This is a genomic window from Streptomyces sp. NPDC047917, from assembly GCF_043204345.1.
In the GTDB taxonomy this organism is placed as follows: domain Bacteria; phylum Actinomycetota; class Actinomycetes; order Streptomycetales; family Streptomycetaceae; genus Streptomyces; species Streptomyces sanglieri.
In genome coordinates this window covers 301394-322574 of sequence record NZ_JBIDCA010000002.1, presented here as the reverse complement: position 1 = coordinate 322574, position 21181 = coordinate 301394, and the positions used below count along the sequence as shown (strand labels likewise).

General features: G+C 72.4%; 20 protein-coding genes and 1 pseudogene. 7 read left to right on the top strand and 14 right to left on the bottom strand.

All coding sequences use genetic code 11. From position 1 onward, the window contains the following. Positions 1 to 176: 176 nt before the first annotated feature. From ACGF8B_RS05130 to sigE, 5 genes are all read right to left on the bottom strand, one after another. Positions 177 to 836, bottom strand: a complete 660-nt coding sequence (locus ACGF8B_RS05130) for a hypothetical protein (protein ID WP_392734918.1) — start codon at positions 834 to 836, stop codon at positions 177 to 179. 120 nt (positions 837 to 956) lie between these two features. Next, positions 957 to 1442: a sec-independent translocase gene (locus ACGF8B_RS05125; RefSeq protein WP_392734916.1), complete on the bottom strand. Its 486-nt coding sequence runs from the start codon at positions 1440 to 1442 to the stop codon at positions 957 to 959. A 99-nt stretch (positions 1443 to 1541) separates the two neighbouring features. After that, the gene (locus ACGF8B_RS05120) at positions 1542 to 3404 is read right to left on the bottom strand and encodes a S1C family serine protease (protein WP_392734914.1); all 1863 of its coding nucleotides are present in this window, start codon (positions 3402 to 3404) and stop codon (positions 1542 to 1544) included. 113 nt (positions 3405 to 3517) lie between these two features. Next, positions 3518 to 4546, bottom strand: coding sequence for a zf-HC2 domain-containing protein (locus tag ACGF8B_RS05115; protein ID WP_392734913.1), 1029 nt, complete (start codon positions 4544 to 4546; stop codon positions 3518 to 3520). After that, positions 4543 to 5304, bottom strand: coding sequence for an RNA polymerase sigma factor SigE (sigE, locus tag ACGF8B_RS05110; protein ID WP_206433351.1), 762 nt, complete (start codon positions 5302 to 5304; stop codon positions 4543 to 4545). The genes ACGF8B_RS05115 and sigE overlap by 4 nt, the downstream gene beginning before the upstream one ends. Positions 5305 to 5486: 182 nt before the next feature. Here sigE and ACGF8B_RS05105 point away from each other — a divergent pair, with 182 nt between their 5' ends. Beyond that, positions 5487 to 6152: an O-methyltransferase gene (locus ACGF8B_RS05105; protein ID WP_259932437.1), complete on the top strand. Its 666-nt coding sequence runs from the start codon at positions 5487 to 5489 to the stop codon at positions 6150 to 6152. Positions 6153 to 6409: 257 nt separating this feature from the next. On the opposite strand, the gene ACGF8B_RS05100 is transcribed toward ACGF8B_RS05105, so the two are convergent. Then, positions 6410 to 6577, bottom strand: a complete 168-nt coding sequence (locus ACGF8B_RS05100; protein ID WP_003966491.1) for a DUF3117 domain-containing protein — start codon at positions 6575 to 6577, stop codon at positions 6410 to 6412. Between the two features lie 312 nt (positions 6578 to 6889). On the opposite strand from ACGF8B_RS05100, the gene ACGF8B_RS05095 reads away from it, so the two are divergent. Further along, positions 6890 to 7702: an enoyl-CoA hydratase/isomerase family protein gene (locus ACGF8B_RS05095; protein ID WP_392734910.1), complete on the top strand. Its 813-nt coding sequence runs from the start codon at positions 6890 to 6892 to the stop codon at positions 7700 to 7702. A 150-nt stretch (positions 7703 to 7852) separates the two neighbouring features. Here ACGF8B_RS05095 and ACGF8B_RS05090 read toward each other — a convergent pair whose 3' ends face one another. Together ACGF8B_RS05090 and ACGF8B_RS05085 are read right to left on the bottom strand one after the other, a co-directional pair. Then, positions 7853 to 8437, bottom strand: a complete 585-nt coding sequence (locus ACGF8B_RS05090) for a DNA-3-methyladenine glycosylase I (protein WP_392734908.1) — start codon at positions 8435 to 8437, stop codon at positions 7853 to 7855. A gap of 128 nt (positions 8438 to 8565) precedes the next feature. Next, positions 8566 to 8943, bottom strand: a pseudogene (locus tag ACGF8B_RS05085) (DivIVA domain-containing protein); the annotation flags it as partial. Between the two features lie 149 nt (positions 8944 to 9092). Here ACGF8B_RS05085 and folP point away from each other — a divergent pair. Further along, on the top strand, positions 9093 to 9965 hold the full coding sequence (folP, locus tag ACGF8B_RS05080; RefSeq protein WP_392734906.1) for a dihydropteroate synthase: 873 nt from the start codon (positions 9093 to 9095) through the stop codon (positions 9963 to 9965). Positions 9966 to 10064: 99 nt separating this feature from the next. Here the strand turns inward: folP and ACGF8B_RS05075 are convergent, their stop codons facing one another. Beyond that, positions 10065 to 10814 carry a TIGR00730 family Rossman fold protein gene (locus ACGF8B_RS05075; RefSeq protein WP_392734904.1) on the bottom strand — a complete coding sequence of 250 codons (750 nt, stop codon included), beginning with the start codon at positions 10812 to 10814 and terminating at the stop codon, positions 10065 to 10067. Between the two features lie 101 nt (positions 10815 to 10915). Further along, on the bottom strand, positions 10916 to 11995 hold the full coding sequence (gene dapE, locus ACGF8B_RS05070) for a succinyl-diaminopimelate desuccinylase (protein WP_124716562.1): 1080 nt from the start codon (positions 11993 to 11995) through the stop codon (positions 10916 to 10918). Positions 11996 to 12056: 61 nt separating this feature from the next. Here dapE and ACGF8B_RS05065 point away from each other — a divergent pair, with 61 nt between their 5' ends. Together ACGF8B_RS05065 and ACGF8B_RS05060 are read left to right on the top strand one after the other, a co-directional pair. Further along, positions 12057 to 13001, top strand: coding sequence for a hypothetical protein (locus tag ACGF8B_RS05065; protein WP_392735484.1), 945 nt, complete (start codon positions 12057 to 12059; stop codon positions 12999 to 13001). A 287-nt stretch (positions 13002 to 13288) separates the two neighbouring features. Continuing rightward, positions 13289 to 13690 carry an ATP-binding protein gene (locus tag ACGF8B_RS05060; RefSeq protein ID WP_392734902.1) on the top strand — a complete coding sequence of 134 codons (402 nt, stop codon included), beginning with the start codon at positions 13289 to 13291 and terminating at the stop codon, positions 13688 to 13690. Positions 13691 to 13796: 106 nt separating this feature from the next. On the opposite strand, the gene ACGF8B_RS05055 is transcribed toward ACGF8B_RS05060, so the two are convergent. Next, complete coding sequence (locus ACGF8B_RS05055) at positions 13797 to 14891, bottom strand: bifunctional succinyldiaminopimelate transaminase/glutamate-prephenate aminotransferase (RefSeq protein WP_392734900.1); 1095 nt, start codon at positions 14889 to 14891, stop codon at positions 13797 to 13799. 129 nt (positions 14892 to 15020) lie between these two features. Continuing rightward, positions 15021 to 15341, bottom strand: a complete 321-nt coding sequence (gene fdxA, locus ACGF8B_RS05050; protein ID WP_018956287.1) for a ferredoxin — start codon at positions 15339 to 15341, stop codon at positions 15021 to 15023. Positions 15342 to 15458: 117 nt separating this feature from the next. Here fdxA and ACGF8B_RS05045 point away from each other — a divergent pair, with 117 nt between their 5' ends. Together ACGF8B_RS05045 and ACGF8B_RS05040 are read left to right on the top strand one after the other, a co-directional pair. Further along, positions 15459 to 16460: a GNAT family N-acetyltransferase gene (locus ACGF8B_RS05045; RefSeq protein WP_392734898.1), complete on the top strand. Its 1002-nt coding sequence runs from the start codon at positions 15459 to 15461 to the stop codon at positions 16458 to 16460. 17 nt (positions 16461 to 16477) lie between these two features. Continuing rightward, the gene (locus ACGF8B_RS05040; RefSeq protein WP_392734896.1) at positions 16478 to 17335 is read left to right on the top strand and encodes a tetratricopeptide repeat protein; all 858 of its coding nucleotides are present in this window, start codon (positions 16478 to 16480) and stop codon (positions 17333 to 17335) included. A 40-nt stretch (positions 17336 to 17375) separates the two neighbouring features. On the opposite strand, the gene ACGF8B_RS05035 is transcribed toward ACGF8B_RS05040, so the two are convergent. Both ACGF8B_RS05035 and ACGF8B_RS05030 read right to left on the bottom strand, forming a co-directional pair. After that, positions 17376 to 19337, bottom strand: a complete 1962-nt coding sequence (locus tag ACGF8B_RS05035) for a GTP-binding protein (RefSeq protein ID WP_392734894.1) — start codon at positions 19335 to 19337, stop codon at positions 17376 to 17378. A 426-nt stretch (positions 19338 to 19763) separates the two neighbouring features. Continuing rightward, positions 19764 to 20906, bottom strand: a complete 1143-nt coding sequence (locus tag ACGF8B_RS05030; RefSeq protein ID WP_392734892.1) for a hypothetical protein — start codon at positions 20904 to 20906, stop codon at positions 19764 to 19766. Positions 20907 to 21181: the final 275 nt, after the last annotated feature.

Genomic DNA, 21181 nt, shown 5'->3' with positions numbered 1-21181 from the left:
GCCCGGTGACGGTCGTACGCGACGCGTGATCGACCGGGCATGACACGGGAGCGGGGCCCCCCACCGGGGGGGGGGGCCCCGCCCCGGGGCCGGCCACCGCTCCGTGGTCCGCGCACGTACCCGTGGTCCGCACACTCACCCGCACGCACCCGTACTGCGACGCGTACGTTCCCGTACTACGCGTACGTCGTGATGTCGCCGATCACCGAGAAGCCCAGCCCGTACGCGCTCATCCCGCGTCCGTAGGCGCCGATGTGCACCCCGCCGAGCGCCGATCCGGCCAGCACCCAGCCGAACTCGGACTCGCGGTAGTGGAACGGTACGGGGACGCCGTCCACCGGCAGTGAGAGCACCGACCACGCGGGGCCGTCCAGGTCGTCGGCGAGTTCGAACGCCGTCTCCGTCTGCTGGTCCAGCCAGTCGTCGCGCAGCGCATGGTCCATCTGCGGCGGCCAGGTGCAGGCGAGCAGGCCGGAGCCGGCCAGCCAGGCCGCGGAGGACACCGTGGTCGCGTCCAGCACTCCCGTGCCGTCGCCGCTGCGCCGCACCGGGTTGCTGGCCATCGACACGACGACGGCGAACCGTTGCTTCTCGGCGCCCGCGTCGGCCCGGACCGACGGTTCGTCACCGTGCCCGATGGAACCGTGCTGGACCGTGCCGTCCGCCGCGGTGCCGACCTGCATCAGCCGGCGGGGCCCGGTGAAGGCCTCGTCCAGTCCGTACCAGGGGAACGTGGCCGCCAGATAGCCGTCGACAGTGCGCCGGGCCGCCGGCATCCCCTCTGCCGTGACTGTGCTCGGCGCATCTTCCGCGCCCACCCGACTTGTCGTCTCCATCTGCCCGGCCGCCTCCTCGATCCGTTGGGTCCGGAGCGGCCCGCCCCCCAACGGGCGTACTCACAACCGGACAGATGGAGAATAGCCATACCCTCCCGACGAGCCGGGATTGGCGGGGGGTCAGGTGGCGTCGGCGTCGAACGGCGGCCGGTCGTCCTTGGCGGGCTGGTCACGCTTCTTGAGCAGGTCCGGAGCACCGGCGGAGCCATTGGCGGCGGTGATCGCGGAGCCGCTCGACACGCTGGCCCGGGAGTCCTCGGACTCCAATTCCTTGCTCTCGCGACCGTTCACCGCGTCGGTCACCTCGGCCAGGTCCTTGCGGAGGTCGAAGCTCTCGCGGATCTCCTTCAGCCCCAGATCGTCGTTGCCGTCCATGAGCTGCTTGCGGACGAACGTCTTGGGGTTGAGGTCCTCGAACTCGAAGTCCTTGAACTCCGGGCCGAGCTCCGTGCGGATGTCTTCCTTGGCGCTCTCCGAGAACTCGCGGATCTTGCGGATGAAGCGCGAGGCGTCCTGGATAACCTTCGGCAGCTTGTCCGGGCCGAAGATCAGCACGCCCAGAACAGCGAGCGTCACCAGCTCGAGTGCGCCTATGTCATTGAACACCCTGTTGCCCTTCGTGTTCTCCGAGACCATGTCGGTCGAGGTCCGGACCCGGCCCACGGTACCCGCCGGAACTGTCCGCGCGGTAGCGTCCCGGGCCCGTCACGTGCCGCTTGCGGAGCCGAGCGTCAAAGAGATGGACAGGTCTTTACCACCGCGGGTCAGCGCGAGGTCCAGACGGTCGCCCGGGCGGTGCGCGCGGATCTTCACGATCAGCTCCTCACCACTGTGCACACGCTGTCCGTCGACCTCGGTGATGACGTCCCCGGGCCTGATCCCGGCCTTGGCGCCGGGCCCGCCCGGCGTCACCGCGGGCTTGCCCTCGGCGCCCTTCGACCCGACCCTGGCGCCGTCCCCGGTGTACTTCATGTCGAGCGTGACACCGATCACGGGGTGGGTGGCCCTGCCGGTGTTGATCAGCTCTTCGGCGACCCGCTTGCCCTGGTTGATCGGGATGGCGAAGCCGAGGCCGATGGAACCCGCCTGCCCGCCCTCCTCGGACGCGCCGCTGTCGGCGGCCCGGATGGCGCTGTTGATACCTATGACATGGGCGTCGGCGTCGACGAGCGGACCGCCGGAGTTCCCGGGGTTGATCGGCGCGTCGGTCTGCAGCGCGTCGACGTAGCTGATGTCGCTGCCGTCGCCCTTCTCGCCGCCCGCGGTGATCGGCCGGTCCTTGGCGCTGATGATGCCGGAGGTGACGGTGTTGGACAGGTCGAAGGGGGCGCCGATGGCCACCACGGGGTCACCGACCCGCACATTGTCGGAGTTGCCCAGCGGCAGCGGCTTGAGGCCGGAGACCCCGGTGACCTTGACCACGGCCAGGTCGTAGCCGCTGTCCTTGCCGACGACCTCGCCACGCGCGGTTTCGCCGCCGCTGAACGTGACGGTGATCTCGCCGGCCTGGCCGGCCGGGGCGACGACGTGGTTGTTGGTGAGGATGTGGCCGGAGTTGTCGAGGACGAAGCCGGTGCCGGTGCCGGACTCGGTGGAGCCGCTGACGTGGAGGGTGACCACGCTGGGCAGGGCACTGGCGGCGATACCGGCGACGCTGTCCGGGGCACGGCCGCCGCTGCTGTGGCCGGCCTGCGGGAGTTCGACCTGGGTGAGGCCGCCGTTGCGCTCTATGTAGGCCCCGATGCCGCCGCCGATGCCGCCCGCCACCAGCGCGAGCAGTACCGCGCCGACCAGGAGCGAGCCGCGCCGGTCCTTCCTGCGGCCGGGGTCGGCCCCGAGCGGCGGGCCCGGATTGGTGAGCGGCTGCCTGGGCGCGCCCCAGGGGTCGTACTGGAGCCACTGCGTGGATGCCCCGTCGGACTGCTGGGGCTGTGGCTGCTGGGGGGCGTGGGGCTGCTGGGAGGCGTGGGGCTGTGGCTGTGGCTGTGGCTGCTGGGAGGCGTGGGGCTGCTGGGGGGTGTGGGGCGGGGGCGGCGCGAAGCCGGTGGGGGCGGGAGCGGGCGCGGCGGGGACGGGCGCGGCGGGGACGGGCGTGGGGGCGGTCTGCGTGGGGGCGGGCTGCGTGGGGATGCCGGCACCGTTCGTCCCCGCGTACTGCGGGGGTACGGGGGTGCCGTGCGCCGGGGTCGGGACCGGTCGCTGCACGGGAGGTGCGGGCGCCCAGGGGCCCGGTCCGCCGTAGGGCGGGGTGCTGTACTCGTCGGGCTCGTGCAGCGGCTTCGTGAGCCGCGCGGCCGGCACGTCGGGCCCCGGCCCGGGGGCCGGCGGCGCGTCGGCCGTGGGCACTCCCGGCTCCGGCTCCGTCATGCCGCTCCCGGCCGTCGCTTCCGTCGCCAGGACCGCGTCAGGCGCCGTGATCGCGTCCGTCGGTGCATCCGCCGGGTCGGCCGCAGGTGCCGCCGGGTCCGCCACGGGTGTCGGCCCGTCCGGTGCCGTGCGAGTGGTGCGTCCCGGTGTGGGCCTGCTCCACCACTTGGCCTTCGGCCCGGTGGACTTCCCGTCTTCCATGCTCTCCCCGCAACTGCCGCAACTGGCCTCTGCACGCCCCGCCAGGGGCGTCCCTCCCGGAACTGCTCCCGGAATTCAACCAGGTTTGCGAATACTTGCGCAGACCCTGTCGGTCAGCGCCGGGAGGAAAGCGGCAGACCCAGATCGGCGGGGGTGGGAAGCGCCGAGGCCGACGACCGTGCCCAGGGCGGTGGTGACGACTGCGTCCCGGACGGTGGCGTGGAGGGCACCGGGGACTGCGTGGCGAGCCGCCCGAAGACCTGGGCGAAGAGCGGGGTGGTGCCGGTCGGACGTATCAGCGGCGGCGCGGACACATTGGTCAGGACGTGCGTGGCCAAGGTGCTCCCGGCAAGGGTCGCGGTGGAGAGCACCGCGGGGGTCGCCGAGGTCGCCGTCGGTGCGACGCTCGGCGCCGTCGACGGGGCGGAGGCGATCGAGCGCTCGCCCGAGCCTCTCGCGGCGAGCGTGCCGTGGCTGCCGCCGCGACGGCCGGCCGGGCCGCCGCTCTCACCGCGCGAAGGCGTGTCGAGCGGGGTCACCGCGTTTCCGGCGCCCGTGGCCCGGGCCGCCGAGCTGGGACCCGCACCCGTGGGCAGGGCACCGCCGAGCGCGATGGCCGCCAGCGAGACGGCACTCGCCGCCGCGAAGGCGAATCTCCGGCCGCGCCAGGGCGACCGCTCGCCCTCCCGGCCCACCTCATGGATCCGGAAACCGGACCGGGAGGGCCCGCCCGGCAGCACGGCGGTCGAGCCGTGCGGGGTGGGGAGGAAGCCGAAGCCGCCGAGCGGCCGGCTCCCCGGCGAGTCCGGGCGGCTGCCGGACGGCTGGATCACGGGGAAGAGCCCGTCGGCGAAGCGCCCGGAGCCGCCGAATGGTCTGTCCGGGCCGTCGTCGTCACCCCCCGGACCCCCTGGAAGGCCCTGCAGCCGGGCGAGGAACCCCTCGGACGGCGACGGTGGGGCGGACTGGGCGAAGACGCTTTTCAGGCGCCGCTGCGCCGCGGCCTCGGCCTTGCACTTGGCGCAGGTCGCGAGGTGGGCGAGCACCCGCTCGCGGGCGTCGTGTTTCAGCTCGCCGTCGACGAGCGCGGCGAGGCGGTCCCCCAGGTGTTGTTCCGCGGGGGTCGGATCTGTGCCACTCACGCCGTTCCGCCCTCCCCCGCAAGGATGGCGCCTGCCAGCGAGCGCTGCTCGGCCCGGGCCTCGGGCGAACGGTGCTGCAACGCCTTGCGCAGGTGCGAACGGCCGCGGTGGATACGGCTGCGCACGGTGCCGAGCTTCACGCCCAGCGTCGCGGCGATCTCCTCGTACGAAAGGCCCTCGATGTCGCAGAGCACGACGGCGGCACGGAACTCGGGCGCGAGGGTGTCCAGCGCCTGCTGCACGTCCGCGTCGAAGTGGGTGTCGTTGAAGACCTGCTGCGGGGACGGCTCACGGCTCGGCAGCCGCTCGGCGGCGTCGTCGCCGAGCGAGTCGAAACGGATCCGCTGCTTACGACGGACCATGTCCAGGAACAGGTTGGTCGTGATGCGGTGCAGCCAGCCCTCGAACGTGCCGGGCGTGTAGGTCGACAGCGACCGGAACACGCGGACGAAGACCTCCTGGGTGAGGTCCTCGGCGTCGTGCTGGTTGCCCGTCAGCCGGTAGGCGAGGCGGTAGACCCGGCCGCTGTGCGTGCTGACGATCTCTTCCCATGAGGGCGGCGTCCACGCCTGGGAGTCCGCATCTGAGGCGAAGGTCGCGGTCGGTGCGGAGTCGTTGGAAGAACGGTCAGCAATGTTGGTCACGGATTTCGGCTCACCCGCCGACCTGAGAAAGCGCCGCAGCACTCCTCCCCGATCCACAGGCGCAGCCGCACCTCCCCTATCGGCTCTGGTGGTGTCCAGTGGAGCCCCTACCATAGCCACCTCGCCCGTTAGCTCCGGATAAGCCTTTTTCCTGCTGGGGCCGGGGATCACCCCGGAAACCTCCGGCCCGTGGCTCCCGGACCCGATCTGCGGGCCGAATCCACGTGCTTTCCCCTGCCTCTCCATAACGCCCGGTCCCATCTGCGGGTTCCCGGGCGCAGCGGATACAGTCACCGTTGCGCCAACTACGGGGACAGGAGAGGGTCATTACCGCCAACCGGCAGACGAGCTGGGCGTTCGCCGACGCCTTTGTCGCCGAGGACGAAGCACTGCACTGGGCCCGGGACCGGGCCCGGGATGCGGGGCTCCGCTCGGTGTCGCCAGGTACCGGCGCCGCGCTGCGCTTGCTCGCTGCCACGACGGACGCCAAAGCGGTGGCCGAAATCGGCACCGGGACCGGCGTGTCCGGCCTCTACCTGCTGCACGGAATGCGGCCCGACGGCGTGCTGACCACGGTCGACCCGGAGCCCGAGCGCCAGCAGTTCGCCCGCGAGGCGTTCCGGGCCGCGGGGTTCGCCGCCAACCGGGCCCGCTTCATCCCCGGCCGCGCCCTGGACGTACTGCCCCGGCTCGCGGACGGCGGATACGACCTCGTGTTCTGCGACGGCGACCGGCTGGAGAGTCTGGACTGCCTCGCTGAATCGTTGCGCCTGCTGCGCCCCGGCGGCCTGGTCTGCTTCGAGGGCGTCTTCGCCGACGGACGCACGGTCGATTCCGCCGCGCAGCCCGCGGAGGTGCTGCGGCTGCGGGAGCTGCTGCGTGCGGTGCGGGAGAGCCAGGAGCTGATGTCGACACTGCTGCCGGTGGGCGACGGGCTGCTGTGCGCGGTGCGCAGGGGCTGACGCCCCGGAGCGCGGAAGCCTCGGCCCGTGGCTCGTGCTGTCGGTCCGTGTGCGGCCGTCCGGGGGTGTCCTCAATCGCCGGACGGCCTTGATATCGCGCCCCGGGCAGCGGGACCGGCTTGAGTTCTGCGCCCGGGACAGCGGGACCGGGTTGATTTCGATCTCGGTGCCCGGGCGGCGGGACCGGCTTGATCACGCAGTACTGCCCCGGCACGGAGTCCGTGCCGGGGCAGTACCGAAGTGTTGGGCGCCTCTGCTCAGCCGACGACCTTCTTGAGGGCATCGCCGAGGGCATCGGCCTCGTCCGGAGTCAGCTCCACGACAAGCCGACCGCCGCCTTCGAGCGGAACGCGCATGACGATGCCCCGCCCCTCCTTTGTCACCTCGAGCGGGCCGTCGCCCGTCCGCGGCTTCATGGCCGCCATGCTCGTTCCCCTTCCTGAAACCAGCTCATCGCAACCGGCGGCCCCATGACAGGCGCTGTGTCACCGGCATCGAACACGTTGCTTCAAGGCCATTATCCCGCATCACAGACCCCGATGACCAACATCGGTCTGCATCGCTTGCGCAACGCGCTCTCTCAAAACCACCCAATTCGGCGATCGGCCTGCGATACTCCGCCGCCTGCACCCCCGCATCGGGGCGTAATTGTTAGACGCAGGTCACATGTCGGCGCCCGCCGGAGTCGGCCATGCTTGCCTGGACAGGCATTGCCCGAGGTGCGAAGGGGACAAGAAATGGCCGACCACATGGCGGACAGCGTGCTCTGCGAAGTGAGCGACGGACTCGCGACGATCACGATCAACCGTCCCGACGCGATGAACGCCATGAACACCGCCGCCAAGGTGGCCCTCCGGGACGCGCTGCGGTCCGCGGCGGCCGACACCGCCGTACGGGCCGTGCTGCTCACCGCGACCGGGCGGGCGTTCTGTGTCGGCCAGGACCTGAAGGAGCACGTGGCCGCGCTGGAGAGCACCCGCGAGTCCGGCAGCGGCAACGCGCTGAGCACGGTGCGGGAGCACTACAACCCGATCGTGCGGGCCATCACCGAGATGCCCAAGCCGGTCGTCGCCGGGGTCAACGGGGTCGCCGCCGGTGCCGGTTTCGGCTTCGCGCTCGCCTGCGACTACCGGGTGGTCGCCGACACCGCCTCGTTCAACACCTCGTTCGCCGGTGTGGCGCTCACCGCCGACTCGGGCGTCTCCTGGACGCTGCCCCGTCTGATCGGGCAGAGCCGCGCCGCCGATCTGCTGTTCTTCCCGCGCTCGATCTCCGCTCAGGACGCCCATGAGCTGGGCATCGTGAACAAGCTCGTGCCCGCCGCCGACCTGGCCGCCGAGGCCGCCGCCGTGGCCCGCACCCTGGCGGCCGGCCCCACCGTGGCCTACGCCGCGCTCAAGGAGTCCCTGGCCCACGGCGCCGGTCACACGCTGAGCGAGGCGCTGGAGAAGGAGGACGAGCTCCAGACCCGGGCGGGGCGGTCCGAGGACCACACGATCGCGGTCCAGGCGTTCCTGAACAAGGAAAAGCCGAAGTACCTCGGCCGCTAGACCCGGGATCGGCCCACACGGTCCCCTCGGCCCACACGATCCCTGTGATCCCCTCGGCCCATACAGTCCCTGTGGTCCCCTACGGCCCGTACGGTCTCCACGGCCCGTACGGTCTCCACGGCCCGTACGGGCCCTGCGTTCCCCGCAGCCCTACGTGCCGGTTCCGCGTGCCACGCAGTCGGCCAGGTGGTCGTCGACCAGGCCGCACGCCTGCATCAGCGCGTAGGCCGTGGTGGGTCCGACGAAGCGCAGCCCGCGCTTCTTGAGGTCCTTGGCCAGCGCGGTGGACTCTGGGGTGATCGCGGGGATGTCTCCGGTGGTGCGCGGGACCGGGCGGGCGGCCGGGTCGGGGGCGTGGGACCAGATCACCTCGTCCAGCTCGCCGGCCGCCCAGCCGGCCAGCACCTTGGCGTTGGCGAGGGTCGCGTCGATCTTCGCGCGGTTGCGGATGATGCCGACGTCGGCGAGGAGGCGTTCCTTGTCGGCGTCGGTGAACTCCGCGACCGCGGGGATCCTGAACCCGGCGAAGGCGGAACGGAAGCCCTCCCGGCGGCGCAGGATCGTCAGCCAGGACAGGCCCGACTGGAAGGCCTCCAGGCAGAGCCGCTCGAAGAGGGCGTCGTCGCCGTGGACGGGCCGGCCCCACTCGGTGTCGTGGTAGGCGAGGTAGTCCTCGGTGGAGAGCCCCCACGGGCAGCGCAGGCCGCCGTCCGGGGCCGCTTCGGCTCCGCTCATCGCAGGTGCTCCTCTCCCGTGTTCCCGGCGTGCCCGTTGTTCCCGGCGTGCCCGTTGTTCCCGGCGTGCCCGTTGTTCCCGGCGTGCCGCGAGTCCTGCTCCGGCGCCTCCCACGGCGCTCTCGGGCGGTCCCCGGGCAGCTCCCGGTCGTGCTGCGGGCGCTCCTGCGGCGGCTCGATCAGATCGGGGCCACCGACCGCGGTCGCCTGGGCTCCGGCCAGCGCCGATTCCAGCTCCGCGATCCGCGCGTCCCGCTCGGCGAGCTCGGCGCCGAGCCGGTCGAGCGCCTCGTCGACGTCCGTCATGCGGTAGCCGCGTACCGCCACCGGCAGGCGCAGCGCGTCGACGTCCGCGCGGCCGACCGGTCTCGTGGCGGGCAGCGGGTCGGTCAGCTGCTCGGGCGCCACATCCTGCAGGACGGCGCTCTTCCCCCCGCCGACCACCGCTAGGGTGACCGCGGCCACGACCACGACCATCGTCACCAGCAAGAACCAGAACACGCGCATCTCCCCGGGAGCGGAAACCTGTCCGGCTCCGATCGTGCCATGCGGCACCGACAGCCGGTGTCCGCCGGACCAGGCACTAGGGTCGCAGGCGGCTCATGGGGCGATCCATCAGAGCTCACGGGGCGGTCTACCAGAAGGAGAAACGCGGTATGCGAAGCGGTGCGCTCAGGCTGGGGCGGCGCGAATTCGGTCCGCACGAGCCGGTGATCATGGCGATCGTGAACCGTACTCCGGACTCCTTCTACGACCAGGGCGCGACCTTCCGGGACGAACCGGCGCTCGCCCGGGTCGAGCAGGCGATCGCGGACGGTGCGGCGATCGTCGACATCGGGGGCGTGAAGGCGGGGCCGGGCGAGGAGGTGACCGCCGAGGAGGAGGCGCGCCGCACGGTGGGGTTCGTCGCGGAGGTGCGCCGCCGCCACCCGGACGTGGTGATCAGCGTCGACACCTGGCGCCACGACGTGGGCGAGGCGGTCTGCGAGGCCGGCGCGGACGTGCTGAACGACGCGTGGGGCGGCGTGGACCCGAAGCTCGCGGAGGTCGCCGCGCGGTACGGAGCGGGTCTGGTGTGCACACACGCGGGCGGCGCCGAGCCGCGGACCCGGCCGCACCGGATCGCGTACGAGGACGTCATGGCGGACATCCTGCGGGTGACGGTGGGACTGGCCGAGCGGGCGGTGGAGCTCGGCGTGCGGCCCGACGGGATCATGATCGACCCCGGTCATGACTTCGGGAAGAACACCCGGCACTCCCTGGAGGCGACCCGCCGGCTCGGCGAGATGACGGAGACCGGCTGGCCGGTGCTCGTCTCGCTGTCCAACAAGGACTTCGTCGGCGAGACGCTCGACCGGCCGGTGAAGGAGCGGGTGATCGGAACGCTGGCGACCACGGCCGTCTCGGCATGGCTGGGGGCGCAGGTGTACCGGGTGCACGAGGTGGCGGAGACCCGGCAGGTGCTGGACATGGTGGCGTCCATCGCGGGGCACCGGGAGCCGGCCGTGGCACGGCGCGGACTGGCCTGACCGGGGCGGGGCCTGCCGGGCCGCGCCCCGGACGCACCCCACGCCCCGAACCCGGCACCGGCCGTCGGCCCCGCCCCGGCACCGCTCCTCGAACGGCTCCTACCGGCCGACCTCCTTCGTCACGAGGTTGACCGCCTCGTCCACGTCGTCGGTGACGTGGAACAGCAGCAGGTCGCGCTCGGAAGCCTTGCCCTGCGCCACCACCGTGTCCCGCAGCCAGTCCACGAGACCGCTCCAGTAGGCGGTGCCGAACAGCACGATCGGGAAGCGGGTGACCTTGCCCGTCTGGACGAGGGTGAGGGCCTCGAAGAGTTCGTCCAGGGTGCCGAGCCCGCCGGGCAGTACGACGAAGCCCTGCGCGTACTTCACGAACATCGTCTTGCGGACGAAGAAGTAGCGGAAGTTGACGCCGATGTCGACGTGCGGGTTGAGGCCGGACTCGAAGGGCAGCTCGATGCCGAGACCGACCGAGACCCCCTTCGCCTCCCGCGCCCCCTTGTTCGCCGCCTCCATCGCTCCCGGCCCGCCTCCGGTGATGACCGCGAAGCCGGCCTCCACCAGGGCCTTGCCGATCCGTACGCCCGCCTCGTAGTCGGGTCCGTCGGCCGGGGTACGGGCGGAGCCGAAGACGCTGATCGCGCTCGGCAGTTCGGCCAGCGCGCCGAATCCCTCGACGAACTCCGACTGGATGCGCATCACCCGCCAGGGGTCGGTGTGCACCCACTCGGAGTCGCCCTCGGTGTCCAGCAGCCGCTGGTCGGTGGTGCCGGGCTGTACCTGTTCCCTGCGGCGCAGTACTGGTCCGAGCCGCTGCTCCTCGGGGACACGTGCTCCCTCGGGGTTGCCCATGACCTGCTCCCTCCGACGACGATCGACAGCCATCCGCGATGACCGTCCGTTGTCAGGTCAGGGTAGATCGACGGAGGTTACGGACAGGGGAATGCCATGGGTCAGGAGGTGAGCCAGGAGCGGAGCCGCTCCTCGCACTGCGTGATCCGCTCGACCACCACGTGCTCGTCGCGCTTGTGGGCGAAGAGCGGGTCGCCCGGTCCGTAGTTCACCGCGGGGATGCCGAGGGAGCCGAAGCGGGAGACGTCCGTCCAGCCGAACTTGGGCCGGGCGGTGCCGCCCACCGCCGCCATGAACGCCTTGGCCGCCGGGTGCGAGAGGCCGGGCATGGCCGCGCCCGAGTGGTCGTCGACGACGAATTCGGCGACGCCGCAGTCCGCGAAGACCTCGTGGACGTGGGCCAGCGCCTCCTCGGCGGTCCGGTCGGGCGCGTACCGGAAATTGACCACGACGGTGCAGGCGTCCGGGATGACGTTGTTGGCGACGCCCCCCTCGATCCGTACCGCGTTCAGGCCCTCGCGGTATTCGAGGCCCTCGATGACCGGGCGGCGCGGTTCGTACGCGGCGAGGCGGGCCAGGACCGGGGCGGCGGAGTGGATGGCGTTGGACCCCATCCAGCCGCGCGCGGAGTGGGCCCGCTCCCCCTCCGTACGGAGGAAGACCCGCAGGGTGCCCTGGCAGCCGCCCTCGACCTCGGCGTCGGTGCCCTCCAGCAGGATCGCGAAGTCGCCCGTCAGCCAGTCGGGGTGGGCGTCGGCGATGTGGCCGAGCCCGTTGAGGTGCGCGGCGACCTCCTCGTTGTCGTAGAAGACGAAGGTCAGGTCGCGGTTGGGCTCGGGCACGGTCGCGGCGATCCGCAGCTGGACGGCGACGCCCGACTTCATGTCGGAGGTGCCGCAGCCCCACAGCACCCCGTTCTCGTCGAGCCGGGACGGCACGTTGTCGGCGATCGGAACGGTGTCGATGTGCCCGGCGAGCACCACCCGCTCGGCGCGGCCCAGGTCCGTCCTGGCCACGACGTTGTTGCCGTACCGGTCGACGGTCAGGTGGGGCAGGGTGCGCAGCGCCGACTCGATCGCGTCCGCGAGGTCCTTCTCCTGGCCGCTGACCGACGGGAAGTCGACGAGCCGGGCGGTCAGCTCCGGGCCGTCGAGGGTGAGGTCAAGTGTGGTTTCGGGCATGGGACCGACCCTAAAGGACTGGGCCCTCGGCCCCGGCCGGGCACTCCAGTACGGTGGGCGCGTGCCCCGGACCGTCTCCCCCGCCCGCCGACACACCGGCCGCAGCCGCCCCTTGCGTATCGCGGCCGCCTTTGTCGTGCTCGCCGCGCTCGGCGGCTATCTGACCGTTCAGTACATAACCGGCAGCCAGGTCATCGAGGGATGCACCGTGCGGTCCGCGGACGGTTCGGACGGCGAGGGCCGCACGTACCGGATGAGCCCGGAGCAGGCCGTCAACGCCGCGACGATCTCCGCGGTCGGCACCTCGCGCGGGATGCCGGAGCGCGCCGTGACGATCGCGCTGGCGACCGCGCTCCAGGAGTCCGGGCTGCGGAACATCGAGCACGGCGACCGGGACTCGCTGGGGCTGTTCCAGCAGCGCCCCTCGCAGGGCTGGGGCACCGAGAAGCAGATCCTGGACCCCGTCTACTCCGCCGGGGAGTTCTACCGGCATCTGGCCGAGGTCCCCGGCTACTCGCGGCTGCCGCTGACGGTCGCGGCCCAGCGGGTCCAGCGCAGCGGTTTCCCGCAGGCGTACGCGAAGCACGAGCCGGACGCGGCCCTGCTGGCGGCCGCGCTGACCGGCCGTACGCCCGCCGCGCTGAACTGCGCGCCGCCACGGGCGACGGCGGCGGGCCCCGACGCGGCGAAGGTGCGGGCGGAGCTGGTGCGCGCCTTCGGCAAGGAGGTGCTGCCCGCGGCGAGGACGGGGCCGCAGGACGGCGGGGCGGCCGGTGCGGCGGCGACGAGCACGGTCTCGGTGCCGGTGCCCGCGCCCCGGGCGTCCGAGGACGGCGGCTCGGCCCGGCGCGGCTGGGAGCTGGCGCACTGGGCGGTGGCGCAGTCCGAGGCGCTCCGCCTGGGCGAGGTCTCGTACGCGGGCCGGGTGTGGGAGGCCGGGACGGGCTGGCGGACGGAACTCAAGGAATCGGGCACCACCGACGTACGGATCAGGCTCGCGCGCTAGTTCGTACGATCACCCGGAGGTGTCGTCCGATTCTTTCCGGACAACTCCGCGGGCCACGGCTTCCGAATTCCGTCGGCGCCTTCTCGATTTCCTTGCGGCAGAAGAGAAGTGACGGTTCATCAACACCCCTGGGAATGTCCCGCCGACCGGGGTTTCCGCAATGCCGATGATGTGACACATTGCCTACTCTTTACCTCGGCCCACCGCAACCTCCCCCACCCTTTCGACGGTTGTCATTGCGTCCGATCAACGGACAGACCTATTCCTCATCCTGTCGAAGGAGCATCATGTCCCTCCCCCTGACCCGCCGGATCGCCCGTGCCGCACTGCTGATCGCCGCGGGTGCCGCTCCCGTGGTCGGTGCGGCCGGAGCCGCGGGTGCCGCGGAACTCCCGCAGACCCCGGAGCTCGGCGGTCTGACCGCCGTCGACGGCGCCGGTCTCGGCAAGACGGTCGACGGCGCGTCCCAGCAGGGCACCGAGGTGGCGGGCGACACCGGCGGCAAGATCGTCGGGACCACCCTCCCGGCCGCGAGCAGGACCGTCGGCAAGGCCGGCGCCGAGACCACCCCCGCCGTGCAGAAGGCCGCGGGCGGCGCCGCGGGCAGTGCGGGCCAGGTCGTCGGCGAGACCGCCGGCTCGGTGACCGGGGGCGGCCTGCCCACCCAGGGCCTGCCGATCGGCGGCTGACCCGCACCGGCCGCCGGCCGGCACATCACATACGCGAGGGGCCTCGGGAGTGCGCACTCCCGAGGCCCCTCGCGTGTACCGCCGGCTCGCGTGTGCCGGCAGCCTCTCAGCCCAGTCGCTTGACGGCGGCCGCCACCCGCTCGTCCGTCGCCGTGAACGCCACCCGTACGAAGTGGTCGCCGGCCGGTCCGTAGAAGTCGCCGGGCGCCACCAGGATGCCGAGCTCCGCCAGGTACGCCACGGTCTCCCAGCACGGCTCGTCGCGCGTCGCCCACAGGTAGAGGCTGGCCTCGCTGTGCTCGATCCGGAAGCCGTGCGCCTCCAGCGCGGTGCGCAGGGCCGCGCGCCGCTGCGCGTACCGGGTCCGCTGCTCGGCCACGTGCTCGTCGTCGCCGAGCGCCGCGACCGTCGCCGCCTGGACCGGGGCCGGCGTCATCATGCCGCCGTGCTTGCGGATCAGCAGCAGCTCGCCGAGGACCGCCGCGTCGCCCGCGGCGAAGGCCGCGCGGTAGCCGGCCAGGTTCGAGCGCTTGGAGAGCGAGTGCACGGCGACGATGCCCTCGTACGTCCCGCCGCAGACGTCCGGGTGCAGCACGGAGACCGGCTCGGCCTCCCAGCCCAGCTCCAGGTAGCACTCGTCGCTGAAGACCAGCACGCCGTGCTCGCGGGCCCAGGCGACGATCCGGATCAGCTCGTCCTTGGCCAGGACGCGGCCGGTCGGATTGGACGGCGAGTTGAGCCAGAGCAGCTTGAGCCCGGCCGGGTCCAGCTCCGTCGGGTCGTCGTAGACCACGGGCTCGGCGCCGCAGAGCCGGGCACCCACCTCGTACGTCGGGTAGGCGAGGCGCGGGTAGGCCACCCTGTCCCCGGCGCCGAGGCCGAGCTGGGTCGGCAGCCAGGCCACCAGCTCCTTGGAGCCGACGACCGGCAGGACGTGGTGGTGCGTCACCCCGACCGCGCCGAGCCGCCGCTCCACCCACCCGGTGATCGCGTCACGCAGCTCGGTGGTCCCCCACACCGTCGGATAGCCGGGACTGTCCGCGGCGGCGACCAGCGCCTGCCGGATCAGCTCGGGCACCGGGTCGACGGGCGTGCCGACGGACAGGTCCACGATGCCGTCGGGGTGGGCGCCGGCCGTCGACTTGTAGGGCGCGAGCTTGTCCCAGGGGAAGACCGGGAGGCGGGAGGAGACTGCGGACACAGGACTCTGCTTTCTCGTACGGGGTCACGGGCGGCACTCGGACCGCCCGTCACCCGGGCGTGGAAACGCCTCGGTCCCGCACGGTGACGAGCCGTACGGGACCGGGGCGGCGCACGTGCCGGCCGCGGATTACTGGTTCTGCGGCGGCAGTGCGGCGATGAACGCGTGGTCGCGCTCGATCAGGCCCAGCTTGGAGGCACCACCGGGCGACCCGAGGTCGTCGAAGAACTCGACGTTCGCCTTGTAGTAGTCCTTCCACTCCTCCGGGGTGTCGTCCTCGTAGAAGATCGCCTCGACCGGGCACACCGGCTCACAGGCTCCACAGTCGACGCATTCGTCCGGGTGGATGTACAAGGACCGCTGGCCCTCATAGATGCAGTCGACGGGGCACTCTTCGATGCAGGCCTTGTCCTTTACGTCGACACAAGGCTGCGCGATGACGTAGGTCACGCTGTCGTTCCTCCTCGGTAGGGCGTTGGCTCTCGCGCGGGAGCGCGGCGTCGTCGATGCCCGCCCCTAGTATCTCCGTTCCGGGGCACGAACCGAACAGGAGGGGCATAGAGAGCTGTGGAATTCACCATCGGCGGACAGCTCAAGGTCCGAATCACACCGGCTGACGTGGGCAAACGGGTATCAGTCCGGCGTGTGTGCGAGAGCGGCCCGCAAGGAGCGAAGTTCGCCGACACGGTCGGAGTTCTCACATCGTGGGACGACGGTGTGGTCTCGATCACACCGAAGAGCGGTGAGTCCGTCCGGATCGCGGAGTCGGCGCTGGTGGCGGGCAAGGTCGTGCCGGCCGCGCCGGCCCGGCGGCGCGGCCCGGCGGCCTCCTTCGAGGAGCTCGCGCCCGTCTGCGCCCGCGCCTGGCAGCCGGTGGAGAGCGAACCGCTCGGCGACTGGCGGCTGCGCGCCGCGCGGGGGTTCACCCGGCGCGCCAACTCCGTACTGCCGCTCGGCGATCCGGGCGTCCCGCTCGACGAGGCGCTCCGGCGCGTTGTGCGGTGGTACGGGGAACGGGACCTGCCCGCGTACATCCAGACCGCGACCGGTGCCGAGGGCACCCAGGAGCTGCTCTGCGCGGAGCTGGAGGAGCGCGGATGGCGCCGCGAGGTGACGGCGGAGGTACGGACCGCCGGGCTCGCGCCGGTCGGTGATCTGGACGCGGACGTGTCGCAGGTGCGGCTGAGCCGGGACCTCGACGAGACGTGGCTCTCCCGCTACCAGCGCTTCGACACCCCGGGCCCGCACGTCCTGGCGGTACTGCGCGGCGGCCCCTCGGTCTGGTTCGCCTCGGTGCCCGGTGACGGCGGGGACGCGGCGCCCGCCGCGATCGGGCGGTGTGTGGTGGACGGCCGCTGGGCCGGCTTCATGGCCGTCGAGGTCGATCCGGCGTACCGCCGCAGGGGCATCGCCACCGCCGTGATGACCGCGCTCGCCCGCCGGGCCCTGGAGGAGGGCGCGTCGGCGGCATGGCTCCAGGTGGAGACGGACAACACGGGGGCACGGGCACTGTACGAGGACATGGGGTTCGCGGTGCACCACCTGTACCACCACTTCCGGTCGGCATGAGGGGGCGGACGGCAGCGATGAATCCTGAACCCGCCGGCCGGCCCGGCCGCCCGGACCCGGACGAGCTGCGCCGGCAGTTCGCCGAGGAGGCGCGCGCCGAGCGGCCGGACCTCGCACTGCTCTGCCTGCTGCTGGGCGCGGTGGCCGATCCGGCGCTGGACGTGCACGGGATCGACGCGGCGCAGATCGAGCTGGACGAGCTGGCGGGGCGGCTCCCGTACGGGGTGCGGGGCGGCCGGGCCTGGGCGTCGGCGCTGGCCGGACTGCTGGGCGAGCGGTGCGGCTTCGCGGGTTCGTCGGCGGACTACCAGCGGCTGGAGTCGTCACTGCTGCACGAGGTGCTGCGCAGGCGGCGCGGGCTGCCGATCCTGCTGTCCGTGGTGTGGATCGAGGTGGCGCGGCGGGCGGGTGCCCCGGTGTACGGGGTCGCGCTGCCCGGTCATTTCGTCGTCGGCTTCGGCGATCCGGCCGAGCGGGTACTGGCCGATCCGTTCGACGGGGGTCGGCCGATGACCGGGCAGGACGCGGAGCTGCTGGTGGCCGGGGCCACCGGGGAACCGCTGGAGGAGTCGATGCTGGTGCCCGCCCGGCCGCTGGAGATCGTGCTGCGGATCCTGAACAACATCAGGGCCTGGGCGGCGGCCCGCCCGGAGCGCACGGACGTGGCGCTGTGGGCGGTGGACCTGTCGCTGCTGCTCCCCTCGCATCCCGCCCGGCTGCGCTACGAGCGCGCCCAGCTGCTCGTACAGAGCGGGCAGTTCCTGCGCGGGGCGGCCGAGATGGAGGAGTACGCGGACGTGGTCGACGGGGTGGAGCCCGCGGCCGCGGAGGCGATCCGCCGGCGGGCGCGGGCCGCCCGGTCGTTGCTGAACTGAGGGCCGCCCACGAGGCCATCGGGGCCCGGCGGGGCGGCCTTCAGACGACCCTGCGCACCGTGCGCAGCAGGTACTCCTTGCGGTTGAGCGGGTTGTGGTCGGTGCGCGGCCGGTCCCGGGCCGCGCCGACGACCGCCCGGTAGCGGTCGAACGCCGATTCCAGCATTCCTTCGCCGCTGGTCAGGGCGGGCAGCTGCTGCTGGAGTTCATGGACGCGGGCCGCCGGGACATCGCCCTCCAGCACGCACAGGGAACCGTGCACGGCCGGTGCCTCCGGGACGGCGCGCAGCCGGGCCAGCACGGGCAGGACCGGGCCGAGCAGGTCCGCCGGGAGCTCCAGACGGAACCGGTGGATCGGCTCGTGCACCGTGGTGCCGGCCCGCTCCAGCGCGCTCATCAGGACCAGCGGGGTCAGATTCCGGAAGTCGCCCGCGGTACTCACCGGGGACCAGTAGCCGGAATGCGTCAGGGTGACGACACAGTCGGTGACCTGCCAGCCGTGGATTCCCTGCCGCAGCGTCCTGCCCACGGTCTCCTCCACCGCCCTCATCAGGGAGAAGGGCATCGATCCGAGCTCCACCTCAAGCCGGTAGGTGATGCCGCTGCCGACCGGGGCGGGGTCGACCCGGAGACCGACGGTCGCCAGAAAGGGATTCCCGTTCTGATCGATGATCTCGTGAGCCGCTCCGCTGCCGTGCGGCCGCTCCAGGCAAACGGTCGTGGTCTCGCGGAAGGTGACGCCGATTCCGTACGCGTCGGCCAGCGTCGCCTGGATCACCTCTTTCTGCACTTCGCCGTAGAGCGAGACGGACACCTCTTCGTGGATGTCGTCCTGCCGCAGATTGATCAGCGGGTCCTGTTCGGCGAGCTGCGCGAGCGCGAGGAGCAGTCCGCCCCGGCTCGCCGGAGGGCTGGGGACCACCACCGCTTCCAGCGTCGGCGGGGCGAACCAGTGGTCCGGCGGGGCCGCGTCGGGTTCGCCGACCGGATCGCCGATCCGGATGCCGTCGAGCCCTCGGAGCTTCGCGATCCGGCCCGCTTCGACCTCGGTCGCGCGAGCGGCCGAGCCCCGCTCGAAGACGCTGATCCCGGTCACCCTGCCCTCGGCGCGCCCGTCGCCCCGCCCGAACGGCAGCCGGTCGCGGAGCCGTACCGTGCCCGAGAACAACCGGACGTACGCGGTCTTCTCGCCGCCCGGTCCGCGCTCCACCTTGAAGACGGTGCCGGAGACCGGTCCGCCGGCTTCGCCCCGGCTCGCCGGCAGCAGTTCCCTGACCCCGGCGATCAGGGCATCCACCCCGACCCCGGTGATCGCCGAGCCGAAGTACACGGGATGCACCAGCGACCGCCCGGTCTGCGCCGCCAGCTCTTCGCGGAGCCTGTCGTACGGGAGCACCGCGCCGTTCTCGACGTACGCGGCCAGCAGCGTGTCGTCGTGGTCGGCGAGCAGCTCGGTCAGCCGGTCGGTGAAGCGGGTGTCGGTGCGGTGGTACGGAGCGCAGCGGGCATCACGGCCGCCGGGAGCGTCGACCGATCCCATGGCGACCACGGCCGGGGTCAGCTTCTCGGCGATGTCCCGCAGGACGGAGCCGCATCGCGCGCCGCCGCGGTCGATCTTGTTCACGAAGACGATCGTGGGAATGCGCAGGCGCCGCAGTGTCCGCATCAGCACACGGGTCTGCGGCTGCACGCCCTCGACCGCGGAGACGACCAGCACGGCGCCGTCGAGCACGCTCAGTACCCGTTCCACCTCGGCGATGAAGTCCGGGTGGCCGGGGGTGTCGATCAGATTGACCGTGGTGTCGTCGATGGCAAACGAGACGACGGCGGACTTGATCGTGATGCCGCGCTGTCGTTCGAGCGCCAGGGAATCGGTCCGGGTGCTGCCCTTGTCGACGCTGCCGATCTCGTCGATGACACCGGCGGTGTGGAGCAGCCGCTCGGTCAGGCTCGTCTTACCGGCGTCGACATGCGCCAGGATTCCCAGATTCAGCGTGTGCACGAAACTCCATGTCCTCAAGATCGGTGACAATTCCCGCCTGGGTGAACATGTGAGTTCCTCGCACGACCCGCTCCTTCGTCGATCGATTTCTGCGGGTGAGTACAGCAGGGTGCCCGGACCGCCGACAACCGATTTACCGCTCGAAGGCAAGCAGGCCCGGTGGCGGCGCGTCGCGTGGTCCGGGGGCGCCTCCGACGCGGATTCGGGGTCTTCGGCACGGGAATCCGGCAGGTCAAGGGGCTCGGCCCGCCGGACCGTCACATCGCCGGGAAGGCGTCAACTCCTCCGATTTCCAGCGCAGTTGACGATGGATCGGGGGCCGATCGGGGGCGGGCGGCGGGCGGGACGCCGCGTGGTGGGGTCGGCAAACGGGTGGGGCTCCGTCGCCCAAACCTCATGCGTCGCCGCATGCAGTCCAACGGGTGATTATCGGCCCCACTCCACCCGAAGAGCCCACGGTGTAGCTCCAATGCTGCGCTTTCCGATGGCGCGGATCCGCATTCCGACTGACGGTGGATCACGTCGCCACTGCGCCACCTTGAGTCGACAGCCCGTCACTCTTCGCAGTTGCGGCGGAAGGAATGTGTTCAGATGCGCTCTGCCCGCACACTGTTCGCTTCGGCCGCTGTCACAGCGGTCCTCGCCATCACCGGCCCGTCCGCCTACGCCATGGTCACGTCGGGCGACTCGGGCCACGACAACGGTTACTCGTCCTCGCACGGCGGCGACGACTACGGAAAGTCCGACCGCGGTGGAGACCGTGGCGGCGACCGCGGTGGAGACCGCGGTGGGGATCGCGGCGGCGACCGCGGTGGAGACCGCGGTGGAGACCGCGGCGGCTACGGCGGCGACCGTGACAGGCCCTACGGCGGCGTCCACGCCGGTGGCGGCTTCATGGCTGCTGTGGTCGCCGGCGGCGACGAAGGCGGTCGCGGCGGCGACGAAGGCGGTCGCGGCGGCGACGAAGGCGGCCGTGGCGGCGACCGCGGCGGCGACGAGGGTGGCCGTGGCGGCGACCGCGGCGGCGACGAGGGTGGCCGCGGCGGCGACCGCGGCGGCCGTGGCGGCCACGACCGTCCGCGTGGCGGTGTCCACACCGGCGGCGGCTTCATGGCCACGGTGATCACCAGTGACGACGAAGGCGGTCGCGGTGGAGACCGCGGCGGCGACGAGGGCGGTCGCGGTGGAGACCGCGGTGGAGACCGCGGCGGCGACCGGGGCGGCGACGAGGGTGGCCGCGGTGGAGACCGTGGTGGTCGTGGCGGCGACGAGGGTGGCCGCGGGGGCGACCGCGGTGGCCGTGGCGACCACGGCCGCCCCTACGGCGGCGTCCACGCCGGCGGCGGCTTCATGGCCTCCGTGATCGCCAGTGACGACGAGGGCGGCCGCGGCGGAGACCGCGGCGGCGACGAGGGCGGTCGCGGTGGAGACCGCGGCGGCGACGAGGGTGGCCGCGGTGGAGACCGTGGTGGCGACCGCGGCGGAGACCGCGGTGGCTACGGCGACCGGGGCGGCGACCGTGGTGGCTACGGCGACCGCGGTGGCGACCGGCCCCGTGGCGGCGTGCACGCCGGTGGTGGCGGCATGGCGATGACCGGTGGCGGTCTGGCCGCCGGCTCGGCGCTGCTGCTCGGCGGTGTCGGCGTCGGCGCGTACAAGCTGCGCCGCCGCCAGTCGACGGGTGGCGCGATGGCCTGACCTGGCCGAACCACCGGCCGGTCGTTTCGTTGTCGCGGCCGCCGCCCCTCGGGGCGGCGGCCGCCGCGGGAGGGTTTGCCCCCCGGGTCACCCCCGGAAAGCCCCGGCCGCCCGGCCGACACCCCCCCCCCCCCCCACGCCACCCC